The organism is Psychromonas sp. KJ10-2 (genome assembly GCF_047323255.1).
Lineage (GTDB): Bacteria > Pseudomonadota > Gammaproteobacteria > Enterobacterales > Psychromonadaceae > Psychromonas.
The window spans coordinates 2,947,424-2,961,082 of record NZ_CP178827.1 but is presented as its reverse complement, the minus strand read 5'-3'; the positions used below and the strand labels follow the sequence as shown (position 1 = coordinate 2,961,082).

Genomic DNA, 13,659 nt, shown 5'->3' with positions numbered 1-13,659 from the left:
CATTTAGTTGTGGCTTTTTTGTATCTGCACGGAAATGTCCTTGGTTTAACTCTTTGTTTAAAAATCAGCGAGACGAAACACCAGCATTAAAGGATCGGCTTCAACATTATTTGCGCTTTTGTTTTCAAAATAGCCAGTCATTTAAGGCTTTTTGGAAAAACTTTAGCGCAAGTTATTTTGTAACGATTCCTCAAGCCACAACTATTTATTTAGTTGTGGCTTTTTTGTATCTGCACGGAAATGTCCTTGGTTTAACTCTTTGTTTAAATCGTTTGCTTTTATGAACTAAAACTTCCGTCACCTTATTAACCACTCTTTTATAAATATAAACATAAAGCTTTAGTATTACGGTAAACTAGCAGGTAAGCTCGTCATTTATTGTTGGTTATAAGGTTTATTGAGTGTTTTACGAAGGTACTGAAAAACGATTATTCATTTGCACTAAAGATCTCAACCTTTTAACGCTCGAGCAAAGCTTTTGGCATAATTTAGTCTCTTATGCTGGTGCTGAAATCATCTCTAATATTAACAACCACCACGTTAGTGCCTACCTGTTATCTGAATCTAGCTTATTTATCTGGGAAGATAAATTACTGCTGATCACCTGTGGTAATACACAATTAGTTAAAGCAGCTTTGTTTATCCAACAACAATTAACTAAGCAAAAGATATCGACATTGATCTTTCAACGCCATCAAGCCCTCAAACCGCAATTACAAGCCACAAACTTCCAACAAGATAGGATGTTATTAGAAAAACAGTTTAATGGTCACCTGCAGCATTGTAGGGAGGATTATCAAGGGGATCTGTTTGTCTTTGGTGATATCTCTACACACACTATCCCTACACAGGGGATTTATATGCTACATGGCTTACGTGGTGAGTTTGCAAAGAGTTTACAAAGTAAGCATATAGATAAAGCCTCTATTTTAAAGACGTTAAGGTTTACTGATTTCTTTGATAGCTTAACGATCGACCACTTCAGTTTTAAACCTAAAGGCTATTCACTGAATGCGATTAACCAAAAAGATTATCTGACCATTCATTTAACGCCAGAAAAGCTGAGCACTTATTTAAGCATTGAAACCAGTTTAACAGACTCACAGTGCGCCCCTTTTATAAAACATTTAGAGGCGCTGTTTTTGCCAATCAGTCTTAAAAAAATTCAATTCAAGGCCGACAACCAACAATTAACTATCATCAGTGCCTAAGGCTCTAATAAAAAAACAGCATCAACACTATCAGTAATAGTAATTTGATTGTTTTGGTAGCTTGGAGGTATTTGATCACTCTTCATTGTTCGCATTAAAACAGGACGGGCATTACTCGCTTGGTAGTTGATAGAGAAGATATCACCTAGTGTTGCTTGGTAGTTGTCTGCTAAACCTTTAGCTTTGTTGATAGAGTCTTGCACCGCTAAGTTACGCACTTTCTGTTGCCATTGTTTGGGTTCTTTTAACGCATAGTTAATTTGCCCAATATTAGAAATATCGCTTTTCACTAACACCTGCAAAAACTCATTCACTTTGGTCACATCATCTAACTGATAACTAAGGTTACGTATCGCCTTCACACCAATTTGTGTTCGTTGTTTTTCGATATATTCAAATTCAGGGCGAATTTGAATATCAGCACGCTTCAATAATGATTGAGAGAAACCAGCTTCTTTTAAAGCAATTAATATATTCTCAACCTGCTTATCAACAACTTGCTTAGCGTTATCGCTATCATTTTCAACCGCAACAGACTGAAACTTAATGCTTACGGTATCAGGTTTCACTTCTAACTTGGCTTGACCTGATACTGAGATATGAGGTTGAGCAGGTAAACTGTTAGCGTTAGCCCAAGAGAAAGGAGTTAGTAGGCAGATCAACAACGCAAGGTTTGGTTTTTTCATGGGATTCTCGAATTAATAACAAAGGAATATAGTAATAATTGATCGACCTGCTTAGCACACAAAAGTTCATCTTTTTTTACAAAAATAGCAAATAAAAATTTTCAATTTATCACTGTTACCACGTCAATTTAACTTGCTGATTTTAAATTATTTTATAATTGTCAATGACTGAACAACAATTAAAGTTAATGATAACTACTTTCATTTAAAGATATGAGATGTATATTAATATGTACTATTTAACTTGTTGGGAGTCATCATGCGAACATTTGAAAAACAGCTTAATAGATTTAAAGAAGAGTTAGGTTTTATCGCAGCATTGGATCAAAGTGGAGGCAGCACACCCACAGCGCTTAAGAGTTATGGCATAAATGAAGATGCCTATAGTAATGACCAAGAGATGTTTGATTTAGTGCATGCCATGCGCTCTCGTATTATCACCAGCCCTTCTTTTACAGATGATCTCGTACTAGGGTCTATCCTATTTGAAAATACATTAGACCGTGACATTAAAGGAAAACCTTCATCATTATATTTATGGGAAGAAAAAAATATAGTGCCATTCCTTAAAGTCGACAAAGGGCTTGAAGCTGAAGAAAATGGTGTGCAATTAATGAAGCCAATTCCAGGTTTAGATGAGCTATTAAAAAAAGCTAAAGCAAAAGATGTATTTGGTACCAAGATGCGCTCAGTTGTTAAATTAGCGAATGCAGAGGGTATACAAGCGTTAGTAGAGCAACAGTTTGAAGTCGCTAAACAAATTTGTGCGGCGGGTTTAGTGCCAATTATCGAGCCAGAAGTAGATATTAATAGCCCAGAAAAGGCTGCTGCTGAAGCCTTATTAAGAGAACAATTATTAACGCAGCTAGATTTACTTGATGCTAATGAATTAATCATGCTAAAAATCTCACTACCTGAGTCTGCAAACTTTTATGCGCCTTGTATCAACCATCCTAATGTAGTCAAAGTAGTCGCATTATCAGGCGGATACCATATCGCAGAAGCAAATCGCCGTTTAACTGAGAACAAGGGTGTTATTGCAAGCTTCTCACGTGTATTAACGGATAATTTATATGATGGGCAACCTGATGCAGACTTCAATGCCGCACTAGCAGCAACCATCGCTCCTATCTATGAAGCGTCAAAAACTTAGCTTTCTAATAGGCATAAAAAAGCCAGCAATTAAGCTGGCTCTTTATCTTACTGAAGGGTCAGTAAAATTATAGTACGTCTACAGCGTTAAGGTCAGCAAATGCTTTCTCTAGACGAGTAACCATTGATGCTTGGCCTGCACGTAACCATACACGTGGGTCGTAGTATTTTTTGTTAGGTGCGTCAGGACCAGTTGGGTTACCAATTTGGCCTTGTAAGTAATCGCGGTTAGCAGCTTCGTAAACACGAACGCCATCCCAACATGCCCACTGTGTATCTGTATCGATGTTCATTTTGATAACACCGTAACCGATAGACTCTTGGATCTCTGCTTCAGAAGAACCAGAACCACCGTGGAATACGAAGTTTAGTGCGTCAGCAGCAATACCGTGCTTTTCAGAAACGTATGCTTGTGAATCACGTAGGATTGTTGGAGTTAGTTTAACGTTACCTGGCTTGTATACACCGTGTACGTTACCGAAAGAAGCAGCGATAGTGAAACGTGGGCTGATTTTTGATAGTTCAACGTATGCGTAATCAACTTCAGATGGTTGAGTGTAAAGTAAAGACTCATCCATATCAGAGTTATCAACACCGTCTTCTTCACCACCAGTACAACCTAGTTCGATTTCTAGCGTCATACCCATTTTTTCCATGCGAGCTAGGTATTTAGCACAGATTTCAATGTTTTCTTCTAGAGGCTCTTCAGAAAGGTCGATCATGTGTGAAGAGAATAGTGGCTTACCAGTTTCTGCGAAGTGAGCTTCAGAAGCGTCTAGTAGTCCGTCGATCCATGGTAGTAATTTTTTAGCAGCGTGGTCAGTATGTAGAATAACTGGAACACCGTAAGCAGCAGCCATTGCGTGAACGTGCTTAGCACCAGAAACAGCACCTAAGATTGCAGCTTCTTGACCTTCAAGTTTAAGACCTTTACCAGCGTTAAATACAGCACCGCCGTTAGAGAATTGGATTACAACTGGCGCTTTAACTTTAGCAGCAGCTTCAAGTACAGCGTTGATTGAATCAGAACCAACAACGTTTACCGCTGGTAGTGCAAATTTATGCTCTTTTGCTACTGCAAAAACTTTTTGAACATCATCACCAGTGATAACACCAGGTTGTACAACGTCTAAAATCTTAGTCATGAGATATATCCTATCTATTGTTTGTAATTTGAATAAGTTTAATTATGCGTATTAATGTGGCAATTATGGCACAAAGAATACGCATTAAAAAGCGAGATCAAGATCTCACTATAAACATTTGATTAATCGTTGGCACGTAACTCTAACATTGCTACGGCTGGCAACTCTTTACCTTCAACAAACTCAAGGAAGGCACCGCCACCCGTTGAGATGTAAGATACGTCTGCTGTGATATTAAATTTATCAATCGCAGCAAGTGTATCGCCGCCGCCAGCAACAGAGAATGCAGCTGATTCAGCAATTGCTTTTGAGATACCTGCAGTACCTGCTTCAAAGTTTTTAAACTCAAATACGCCAACAGGGCCATTCCAAAGAATTGTTTTTGCTTCTTTTAGAATAGTCGCTAATGCAGCTGTTGATTCAGGACCTAGATCGAAGATCATGTCGTCATCTTGCACGTCAGCAACGTTTTTGATTTCAGCTTCAGCATTTTCATCGAATGCTTTTGCACAAGCAACGTCAGTTGCTACTGGGATTGCACAGTCAACCATTAGCTTTTTAGCTGTATCAACTAAGTCTGCTTCGTATAATGATTTACCAACATTGTGGCCTTGTGCTGCGATGAATGTATTAGCAATACCACCGCCAACAACTAGTTGGTCAGCAATTTTAGATAGAGACTCTAATACTGTTAGTTTAGTAGATACTTTAGAACCACCAACAATAGCAACTAGTGGGCGAGCTGGGTTATCCATCGCTTTACCTAGTGCTTCTAATTCAGCAGCTAGTAGTGGACCAGCACATGCTACAGGAGCAAATAGACCAGCACCATTAGTAGAAGATTGTGCACGGTGAGCCGTACCAAATGCATCCATTACGTAAACATCACATAACGCAGCTAACTGCTTAGATAATGTTTCGTCGTTTTTCTTTTCGCCTTTGTTAAAGCGAACGTTTTCAAGTACAACTACTTCACCTTCATTTACTTCTAAACCGTTTAGGTAGTCAGTTGCTAGGCGAACAGGTACATCTAGCGCTTCATTTAAGTAATCAACAACAGGTTGTAGAGAGAACGCTGCATTTTCTTCTGCAGAAGCGCCTTCAGTAGGACGACCTAAGTGCGACGTAATCATCAACTTAGCACCTTTTTCTAGGGCTAATTTAATTGTTGGGATAGAAGCACGAATACGCGCATCAGATGTAACTTTGCCATCCTTAATTGGCACATTAAGATCTTGACGGATAAATACTCTTTTACCGGCTAAATCTAGATCAACCATTTTTTTTACTGACATGATGTGTCCTCTCATTTTTAAAAACTATAGAATTCTTATTTCTGTCTACATGTTTATAGGCTCAGTATTTGCACTCTTTTACAGTGTAATATCGTCGAGCTTTCCTTTAATACCGAGCGCATTATAAACGAAACTGTTTGTTACATCGATCACAAATAACATTGCAGTGTAATTTACCTTTTTAAACTGGGGTAATGGTTTGATTTGCATCATTATATATTGTGCTTTTTTAGCTATTTAATGAATATCTCAAAATCATATTGATTTTTTATTGTTATTAATGTGAATTAGGCTAATAATTTTAACTTACAAAACAAACTATTTACATTAGTCTAATAGTCACTCTATTAAACACGTCATCTCAATTTTGCACGGCAAAAAACAACTACATTCAAATTGAAACGTTATATAAGCAATGTTTCTAATAATGAAACTTACAACACAACAGTAAATTTTTTAATCAGTACAATGAGTTTAGTAGTTGATAAAATGGTTACAAAAACAATATAAATCAATTTATCCGTTTAACTTCAATCAGTTATAGATAAAGTTAAGCCAAACAAGAGAACTTGTATTGAAAATGTTGTCGTTAAATAAAAATGCCTGGTTAATCTATTACTGCCTGATTGCGATTAGTAGCGTATTACTGCTTACCAGTATTAATGCACGATACGATGAATTGCTGTCTAAAAGGCAAGATGAGCAATTTTACGTCAATAAAATCGTCAAATCAGATATTCATGGGATACTTAATCACTATGAGACTATGCTCGACTTAATTAATGAAGACTTTAATGAAGATGAGCATTTTAACCAGTTCACCTTAGAACGTATTTTAAAGAAATCAGAACTATTGATCGGCTTTGTGGTGTTTGATCTTGAAGGTAAATTCTTAGCCAAAAGTGATAATCTTCCTGAGAACTTATATAGCACTCGAGCCAGCGATTACTTTGATAATGGGTTCCATGGTGACCTCGAAAAAGATAAGTTGATGATCAGTAGTGCCATTCTTTCCCCTGTCACCAAAAAATGGATCATCCCGATACGCAAAACCTTATTAGATAATAAGGGCGAAGTGAGAGGCTTTATTGCGTCGGCGATCATTTTAGAAAACTTAAAAAATAAATGGTCCCATACGCAAGCCTTTGGCAATAATATTATGCTCACCCTCGACCATAGTTTTTATCAGTTCTTACATACTGGTATGCCACCAGAAAGATATGATGCAACCTTTGCTCATCCCCTCACCGAAAAACAAATAACAGAAACAGAAGCCGCACTGCAAGAGCAAGGGCTTAGTTTTAACCTGTTGCGTGAGAGCAATGATGTTGCGCAAGTCACCATGTACCCAAGCGGCATTCCACTGTTACACAGCCTTAGTTACGACAATAAATTCAAATTTTGGGTGCATACCAGCCGCCCTCTAAGTGATATTTATCAACCACTGCTGTACACAACTGTGTATTATTTTATTTTGTACTTGGTTTTTCTCTCCCTCACTTATTTACTGTTTAAATGGATATTAAATATTGAAAAAAGCAAGCTAAGTGCACTCACCTATATTACCGAACATGATGACTTAACGGGTTGTTATAATCGTACGGTATTAGGTAAATTAGTGGCGAAGTTTAAGAAGCACCAACAGCCCTTTTCCCTGCTATATATTGATTTAGATAACTTCAAAAACATCAATGATTCATTTGGTCACAAGTATGGTGATATCTTATTGCAGGAAGTGAGTCAAAGAATTCAAGAGAGCTTAAGAACTATTCCGGTACCTTAGTGCGTTACAGTGGTGATGAGTTTGTGTTGTTATTAGAAAATAACAATGAGGACGTGGTGCGTGGTTTTGCAGATTTACTGTTACGTAACCTAGCTATCCCATATTCAATCAATAATAACTCCTTTTACATTACTAGCTCGATGGGGGTTACTCGTTACCCCAATGATTCAACAAGCTTAGATACGTTAATTAGTTATGCGGAAAATAGCATGGCAATGGCTAAAAGCAGTAAAAACCAATACCTATTCTTCTCACAAAAGGTTCATCAACAATTATTGAAACAGGCAAAAATAGAGCAAGCCCTATACCATGCTATTGAAAATAATGAGATTACGCTAGTTTACCAACCACAACTAAATAAGCATTATAAGCTCTGTGGTGTGGAAGCGTTAGTGCGTTGGCAAAGGGCAAAGCAGTGAACTAGGCTTTATTCCACCGGAGATATTTATACCTATTGCCGAGCAAACAGGCTTAATGCCTAAACTCGGGCAATATATAATGAATAAATCCATGTACGAGATAACTGCCTTGCAAAACAAATTAGCCACACGCTTCTCATTAGCCATTAACGTGTCTGTTAAGCAGTTTGTACAACTCAACTTCTTTGAAGTGTTAATGCAAAGTATTGAAGATTTTGGCGATAAAAGTCTGCCGTTAACCATAGAAATCACAGAAAGCTTATTTATTGAAAGCTTAGACGTTTTATTGCCTGTATTTGAAAAAATGAAAAAGCATCAAATATCCCTTGCATTGGATGATTTTGGCACCGGTTACTCTTCATTAAGCATGATAAGAGATGCGCCTATTGATGAGCTAAAAATAGATAAAAGTTTTGTGGACCACATCACTGATAATAATGTTGATAAAGCCATGGTAAAAAGCATTATTAGCATGGGTAAGAACCTAAATATGCGCGTATTAGCAGAAGGGATTGAAACTCTTGAGCACGCTAAAATATTATCTAAATATGGCTGTGATCTGTTTCAGGGCTACTACATCTCAAAACCTTTAAATATTGAAGAGTTAGAAGCCTTTGTTTATACCCTGCACAAAAGACATTAACGAGATCGGTGCAGCAATTTATTTACATTATATTGCTGTTCAAATACTTGAGATTGGCCTTTAATCCAATCTAAAAAATCAGAGACCTGTGGTCTATCGGCTAACTTATTCAAGTACATAACATAAATGCCACCATCCTCAACTGAATGACCAAATAACGGCACCAATCGACCATTTTCAATCTCTTTTGCAACTAAAGCATGACGCCCTAATGCCACTCCTTGCCCATTCAAAGCCGCTTGAACAATCAGGTCCACTTGATTAAAACTATAACCGCTATTGCAATCCACTCCTTCAATACTTAACTCTGACAACCAACGCGACCAAGAAGTACCAAATTTAGCGTGGGGTAATGAATCATGTAATAAAGTGGTTTTATTTAAATCTTCAGGTGTATTTAGGGTCACTTTTTTCAATAACTCTGGACTAGCAACCGGGTAAATATAATCTCTAAACAGCAACTCTTGTTGCATATCCGACTAGCTACACTCCCCATGGCAAATACCAATATCAACTTCTTCATTTCGATAGATAGGCTCTGCAAAGTTAGCGGCAAGGTTTAAATCAATACTAGGATAAGCATCATGAAAGTCATGGATACAAGGCATTAACCAACGGCTAGCAAACGCAGGCATTGAATAGACTTCAAGCTGTGTGACCTGTTTATGGCATTCTAGGTGATTTACTGTGTCACGAATTTGGTTTAAGGCACCATGTACAGACTGGAAAAGGGCTTCACCATTGTCTGTTAAGCGTAACTGCCTGGGTTTACGTTCAAAGACCTTATATTGTAAATGTTCCTCTAATAAAATAACTTTTTGACTGACTGCACTTTGAGAAACACATAACTCCTTTGCTGCGGCTGTAAAATTTAAATGACGAGCAGCACACTCAAAATAGCGTAATGCTTCCAAAGGCGGTAAACGAGTCCCCAAAATAATCCCTTATTTAACTATTTTCCATCAATACGAATCAGCAACCTACTCAAAGCAAATTTTACGCCAAGCAGTAAACTCTACAATCAAAATAGACAAAGAAAAACATAATAAAATATTGATTTAATTACACATAAAACTAAAAGCCTATGTCCTAACCCCACTCATATTTATATGAAGAATAAATCTACCGAGACGCTACAGCGCATAACACGCACCAAAATATAGCATTACAAATACTTATGGATAGGGATTAGAAATCACCGTTTGTCAGATCGCTCATTATTCAAGCAATATAGTGTTCAAGCAATTAAGCCAACTACCCTACTTAATGATCAAGGACAATCGTTATGAAAAACTTACTACTACCGTTAAAGAAAACATTACTAACCGCTAGTTTATTGTGTGCCGCTTTACCGCAGATAGCACAAGCTGATTTACTTGATGACATTAAGCAAAAAGGTGAAATTGTAATCGCGACTGAAGCGCGTTACGCACCTTTTGAGATGTTAGAAGATGGTAAAATTGTAGGTTATGGTAAAGATATCCTTGATCAAATATTAAAAGATCTCACCAGGGGTTAAATTAACTCAATTAGATTTACCCTTCCAAGGTATTTTAGCCGGCTTAAGTGCTAAGCGTTATGACTTTGTTGCCACGTCACTGACCATCACGCAAAAGCGTATGGATAAATATGCATTCTCGTACCCTATTTCAACAGCCGCAATCGCTATCCTAAAACGTAAAGGTGATGACCGTATTACTAAGCCTGAAGATATGGGTGGTATGCGCATTGGTACACAAGCGGGTTCATCACAACTTACTGTGATTGAGAACTTCGAAAAAGAGGTATTAATACCACAGGGTGAAGGTTACAAATCAATTAAACATTTCACTGATTACAATGAAGCTTATGCAGCATTAGCCTCAAGACGCATTGATATTGTGCCGCAAGCTTTACCTAACCTAGCGCCGATTGTTAAACAGCGCCCAGATATGTTTGAGATTGTACAACCTGCTTTTGGTCCAGAAACTTACTACGGATGGGTAGGTAGAAAGGATGCTGACTCTGCTTCTCTAGTGCAATTTTTTAGTGATGGTATTGAGAAGTTACAAAAAAGTGGAAAGTTAGCTGAATTACAACAAAAGTGGTTTGGTTTCACCATGGACTTACCTGTTGGCGAATTACCAACGCCTCAACACTAATATAAGGGGTAGCTACCCCTTCATCTCCATTTTATTGACTGACTATCAACAATATTGCGATTATTTAGGAAAAAATATGACTCAAGATCCCCAACAACTGCCTCGTTACAGTGGTATTGCGACCTTTATGCGCTGCCCTTATCAACCACAGCTGGATAACGTAGAAATAGGTTTAATTGGTGTTCCTTTTGATGGTGGTGTGACCAACCGTACAGGGACACGTCATGGCCCAAGAGAGATTCGTAATCAATCGAGTTTAATGCGTTCAGTAAACCAAAGTACAGGTATCGACCCTTTTACTTTATGCAAGGTTGCTGATGTAGGTGACGCGTTACCAGAAAGCCCTTTCGAGTTAGAAAAAGCCATCGATCTATCGAAGCTTTTTTAACGATATTGTCAGTGCTGGAATCCTGCCTATTTCTGCAGGGGGGACCATTCAATTTCATTACCTATTCTTAGAGCACTAGCAAAAGATGGCCCAGTGGCCTTAGTACATTTTGATGCACACTGCGACACAGGCGGTCATTATTTAGGTTCAAAATTCCACCATGGCTCACCTTTTAGAGTCGCTGCTGAAGAAGGTTTAATTGATCCTAAAAAAACCATCCAAATTGGTATTAGAGGCTCAGTAAACCATAAAGATATTTGGAAATTTAGCCATGATAGCGGCATGCGTGTTATCTACATGGATGAATTTTATAAATTAGGTGTCGAAGGCATATTAGCGGAAGTACACAAATTAGTTGGTGATACGCCAGCCTATGTCACCTTTGATGTTGATGGTTTAGACCCCGCTTTTGCGGTGGGAACCGGCACACCAGAAGTCGGTGGTTTCACTACTTTTGAAGCGCTACAGATGATTCGTGGTTTATCAGGTTTACATATTATAGGGGGCGATGTGGTTGAGGTTTCACCGCCGTTTGATCCATCTGGCGCAACGGCGTTAGTCGGGGCAACTATGATGTATGAGCTATTATGTGTTGCCGCAGAATCATTGACTCAACGTAAAAAACGAGGAGATTAACATGTTGGATTTCAGCGTTGTTTTAAAATATAGCGACTCATTATTAAATGGTTTATGGACAACAGCTTGGATCTCTCTTTTATCTATTCTAATTGGTTTTGTATTAGGTATTATTCTCTGTTTGGGAAGGTTATCTTCCCATTCAGTTATCCAATATAGTTGTCGTTTTTATATTAGTGCCGTCCGAGGCGCTCCCTCTTAGTACAACTAGCGATTGTCTTTTATTTTTTGCCTTATTGGGGCATTAATATACCGCCTATTGCAGCAGCAATCATTGCACTTTCTTTAAATACGGCGGCATTCCAAGCTGAAATATTACGCGGTGGTTTCCAAGTGATCCCCAATGGTCAAAAAGAAGCGGCTTGGAGCTATGGTTATAGTGCTTGGCAACGTTTTCGCTATATCGAGCTACCGCAAGTATTACGCAATACTCTGCCTTCATTAACCAATGAAACGATAGATATCATTAAGAACTCAGCATTGATTTCAACCATTGCAGTGACTGACCTAATGCGTATCACTCAAACTTATTCATCTACCACCTATCGTCCCATTGAGTTCTTTGTCAGTGCCGGATTACTGTACTTATTACTGACTTCTTGTATCAGCGTGCTCGGGCGTCACCTCGAAGCTCGATTAACGCCACATTAGGAAATATTAACAATGGATTTAAGCCTCTTTATAACCTACTGGCCAATGCTCTTAAAAGGGTTGATATACACCCTTTATGTTTGCTCTGTGGGTATCATTATCGCCTTAATAGGCGGGTTAATACTGCACCTAATCAGTCATTTAAAAATTCCTTTTATCGGTCTGTTATACGCAACTTATTTAACCATTTTTCGTGGCACACCTTTATTGGTACAAGTGTATTTAATGTATTACGGCGGGCCTTTTGTAGGCGTTGAGCTGAGTGCAGAACAAGTTGGGATTTTAGGGTTAGGCTTATATGGTTCAGCGTACTTTGCTGAGATATACCGATCTGGGTTTGCCAGTATTCCTAAAGGCCATATTGAAGCAGCCTATGATTTAGGCTACTCACGTCGACAAATTTTATTCTCAATTCAATTTCCACAAATGCTAGGGCTGATTATTCCCCCTGGTATTAATCAAACTATTATTTTAATTAAAGAATCAGCGATTCTGTCTATTATTACCGTGCCAGAGTTGACCACCGCAGCGGTCACTATGTCAACACAGACATTTAGTGTTATTGAGCCTTACCTATTTTTAGCAGTCGCTTACTGGGCGATTACTTTCTTGGTTGCCAAAATAGGTCAATGGTGCGAAAACCGAGCTACTATTCACCTAGTGCGTAGCTAATTAAAGACTCTGGAGGAGTTATGGAAAAACAACCACATAAAGCAATTAAATTAATTGATTTAAAAAAGCATTACGGTGACAACCAAGTCTTAAAAGGCATTAACTTAGAGATCGATTATGGGCAAGTCGTTTGTATCATTGGCGGCTCAGGATCAGGTAAAAGCACCATGTTAAGATGCATCAACTTCCTTGAGCAATACAATGGAGGTGAGGTGCAAATTAATGGTAAATTATTAGGTTACGGGTCAGATGCACAAGGCAACCTACAATTAGCCCCGAGTCACATCACACAAAACGATTTATCAGAAGTGTGCATGGTGTTCCAACAATTTAATCTATGGCCACACATGAGTGTATTAGAGAATGTGATGTCGCCGTTATTACGAGTTCATAAACTCAATAAACAAGCTGCCCGCGAAAAAGCTTTGTCGGTATTAGAGAAAGTAGATATGGCACATAAAATTGATGCTTACCCTGGACAACTATCCGGTGGACAGCAACAGCGTGTAGCCATTGCGCGATCATTAGGTACCGATCCTAAAATCATGCTATTTGATGAACCAACTTCAGCACTCGATCCAGAATTAGTTGGCGAAGTATTGAAGGTGATGAAGTCTTTAGCGAACGATGGCATGACCATGGTGATCGTGACACATGAGATGGGCTTTGCAGCGCAAGTTTCAGACAAAGTGGTATTTTTAGCCAAAGGCTTAATCGAAGAACAAGGCGACCCAACAACTTTATTCACCCAGCCTAAGTCAGATAACTTAAAAAGTTTCTTAAGTACCTGGTCAGAACGTAATAGTGGGATTGTTTAATTAAAGTGAGTGTATCAAT

Annotated in this window: 14 protein-coding genes and 2 pseudogenes; 11 read left to right on the top strand and 5 right to left on the bottom strand. The window is 38.3% G+C overall.

What is annotated here, in order from left to right:
* The first annotated feature begins 401 nt into the window (after positions 1 to 401).
* On the top strand, positions 402 to 1,211 hold the full coding sequence (locus ACLKL2_RS14375; RefSeq protein ID WP_413692256.1) for an S-adenosylmethionine decarboxylase: 810 nt from the start codon (positions 402 to 404) through the stop codon (positions 1,209 to 1,211).
* On the opposite strand, the gene ACLKL2_RS14370 is transcribed toward ACLKL2_RS14375, so the two are convergent.
* A complete protein-coding gene (locus tag ACLKL2_RS14370) occupies positions 1,208 to 1,897 on the bottom strand; it encodes an SIMPL domain-containing protein (RefSeq protein ID WP_413692255.1) in 690 nt (229 codons plus the stop codon). The genes ACLKL2_RS14375 and ACLKL2_RS14370 overlap by 4 nt on opposite strands.
* A gap of 259 nt (positions 1,898 to 2,156) precedes the next feature.
* Here ACLKL2_RS14370 and ACLKL2_RS14365 point away from each other — a divergent pair, with 259 nt between their 5' ends.
* On the top strand, positions 2,157 to 3,050 hold the full coding sequence (locus ACLKL2_RS14365) for a fructose bisphosphate aldolase (protein ID WP_413692254.1): 894 nt from the start codon (positions 2,157 to 2,159) through the stop codon (positions 3,048 to 3,050).
* A gap of 67 nt (positions 3,051 to 3,117) precedes the next feature.
* Here the strand turns inward: ACLKL2_RS14365 and fbaA are convergent, their stop codons facing one another.
* Together fbaA and ACLKL2_RS14355 are read right to left on the bottom strand one after the other, a co-directional pair.
* Positions 3,118 to 4,194: a class II fructose-bisphosphate aldolase gene (gene fbaA, locus ACLKL2_RS14360; protein ID WP_113820560.1), complete on the bottom strand. Its 1,077-nt coding sequence runs from the start codon at positions 4,192 to 4,194 to the stop codon at positions 3,118 to 3,120.
* Positions 4,195 to 4,316: 122 nt separating this feature from the next.
* Positions 4,317 to 5,489, bottom strand: a complete 1,173-nt coding sequence (locus tag ACLKL2_RS14355; protein WP_113820561.1) for a phosphoglycerate kinase — start codon at positions 5,487 to 5,489, stop codon at positions 4,317 to 4,319.
* A 580-nt stretch (positions 5,490 to 6,069) separates the two neighbouring features.
* On the opposite strand from ACLKL2_RS14355, the pseudogene ACLKL2_RS14350 reads away from it, so the two are divergent.
* Positions 6,070 to 7,691 (top strand): annotated as a pseudogene (locus ACLKL2_RS14350) (diguanylate cyclase domain-containing protein).
* A 10-nt stretch (positions 7,692 to 7,701) separates the two neighbouring features.
* Positions 7,702 to 8,334: an EAL domain-containing protein gene (locus ACLKL2_RS14345; RefSeq protein ID WP_413694332.1), complete on the top strand. Its 633-nt coding sequence runs from the start codon at positions 7,702 to 7,704 to the stop codon at positions 8,332 to 8,334.
* Here the strand turns inward: ACLKL2_RS14345 and ACLKL2_RS14340 are convergent.
* Both ACLKL2_RS14340 and ACLKL2_RS14335 read right to left on the bottom strand, forming a co-directional pair.
* The gene (locus ACLKL2_RS14340; protein ID WP_413692253.1) at positions 8,331 to 8,807 is read right to left on the bottom strand and encodes a LysR substrate-binding domain-containing protein; all 477 of its coding nucleotides are present in this window, start codon (positions 8,805 to 8,807) and stop codon (positions 8,331 to 8,333) included. The two genes, ACLKL2_RS14345 and ACLKL2_RS14340, sit on opposite strands and share 4 nt — an antisense overlap.
* Before the next feature lie 6 nt (positions 8,808 to 8,813).
* Positions 8,814 to 9,269: a LysR family transcriptional regulator gene (locus ACLKL2_RS14335; RefSeq protein ID WP_413692252.1), complete on the bottom strand. Its 456-nt coding sequence runs from the start codon at positions 9,267 to 9,269 to the stop codon at positions 8,814 to 8,816.
* Between the two features lie 350 nt (positions 9,270 to 9,619).
* Between ACLKL2_RS14335 and ACLKL2_RS14330 the strand changes: the two genes are divergently transcribed.
* The 7 genes and pseudogenes from ACLKL2_RS14330 (at position 9,620) to ACLKL2_RS14300 (ending at position 13,640) form a co-directional block, all read left to right on the top strand.
* Entirely contained in the window at positions 9,620 to 9,853 is a 234-nt protein-coding gene (locus ACLKL2_RS14330; RefSeq protein WP_413692251.1) for a hypothetical protein, read from the top strand.
* Positions 9,837 to 10,475, top strand: a complete 639-nt coding sequence (locus tag ACLKL2_RS14325; RefSeq protein ID WP_413694331.1) for a transporter substrate-binding domain-containing protein — start codon at positions 9,837 to 9,839, stop codon at positions 10,473 to 10,475. The genes ACLKL2_RS14330 and ACLKL2_RS14325 overlap by 17 nt, the downstream gene beginning before the upstream one ends.
* Positions 10,476 to 10,551: 76 nt before the next feature.
* Positions 10,552 to 11,499, top strand: a pseudogene (locus ACLKL2_RS14320) (agmatinase).
* A 1-nt stretch (position 11,500) separates the two neighbouring features.
* Positions 11,501 to 11,701 carry an ABC transporter permease subunit gene (locus ACLKL2_RS14315; RefSeq protein ID WP_413692250.1) on the top strand — a complete coding sequence of 67 codons (201 nt, stop codon included), beginning with the start codon at positions 11,501 to 11,503 and terminating at the stop codon, positions 11,699 to 11,701.
* 11 nt (positions 11,702 to 11,712) lie between these two features.
* Positions 11,713 to 12,150 carry an amino acid ABC transporter permease gene (locus tag ACLKL2_RS14310; protein WP_413694330.1) on the top strand — a complete coding sequence of 146 codons (438 nt, stop codon included), beginning with the start codon at positions 11,713 to 11,715 and terminating at the stop codon, positions 12,148 to 12,150.
* A 12-nt stretch (positions 12,151 to 12,162) separates the two neighbouring features.
* Positions 12,163 to 12,822 carry an amino acid ABC transporter permease gene (locus ACLKL2_RS14305; protein WP_413692249.1) on the top strand — a complete coding sequence of 220 codons (660 nt, stop codon included), beginning with the start codon at positions 12,163 to 12,165 and terminating at the stop codon, positions 12,820 to 12,822.
* 20 nt (positions 12,823 to 12,842) lie between these two features.
* A complete protein-coding gene (locus ACLKL2_RS14300) occupies positions 12,843 to 13,640 on the top strand; it encodes an amino acid ABC transporter ATP-binding protein (protein WP_113820568.1) in 798 nt (265 codons plus the stop codon).
* Positions 13,641 to 13,659: the final 19 nt, after the last annotated feature.

What these genes read in the sequence shown, in the direction of transcription:
- ACLKL2_RS14370 (WP_413692255.1), bottom strand. Translation starts at nt 1,897, where the DNA reads ATGAAAAAACCAAACCTTGCGTTGTTGATCTGCCTACTAACTCCTTTC.
- ACLKL2_RS14365 (WP_413692254.1), top strand. Translation starts at nt 2,157, where the DNA reads ATGCGAACATTTGAAAAACAGCTTAATAGATTTAAAGAAGAGTTAGGT.
- fbaA (WP_113820560.1), bottom strand. Translation starts at nt 4,194, where the DNA reads ATGACTAAGATTTTAGACGTTGTACAACCTGGTGTTATCACTGGTGAT.
- ACLKL2_RS14355 (WP_113820561.1), bottom strand. Translation starts at nt 5,489, where the DNA reads ATGTCAGTAAAAAAAATGGTTGATCTAGATTTAGCCGGTAAAAGAGTA.
- ACLKL2_RS14340 (WP_413692253.1), bottom strand. Translation starts at nt 8,807, where the DNA reads ATGCAACAAGAGTTGCTGTTTAGAGATTATATTTACCCGGTTGCTAGT.
- ACLKL2_RS14330 (WP_413692251.1), top strand. Translation starts at nt 9,620, where the DNA reads ATGAAAAACTTACTACTACCGTTAAAGAAAACATTACTAACCGCTAGT.
- ACLKL2_RS14315 (WP_413692250.1), top strand. Translation starts at nt 11,501, where the DNA reads ATGTTGGATTTCAGCGTTGTTTTAAAATATAGCGACTCATTATTAAAT.
- ACLKL2_RS14305 (WP_413692249.1), top strand. Translation starts at nt 12,163, where the DNA reads ATGGATTTAAGCCTCTTTATAACCTACTGGCCAATGCTCTTAAAAGGG.
- ACLKL2_RS14300 (WP_113820568.1), top strand. Translation starts at nt 12,843, where the DNA reads ATGGAAAAACAACCACATAAAGCAATTAAATTAATTGATTTAAAAAAG.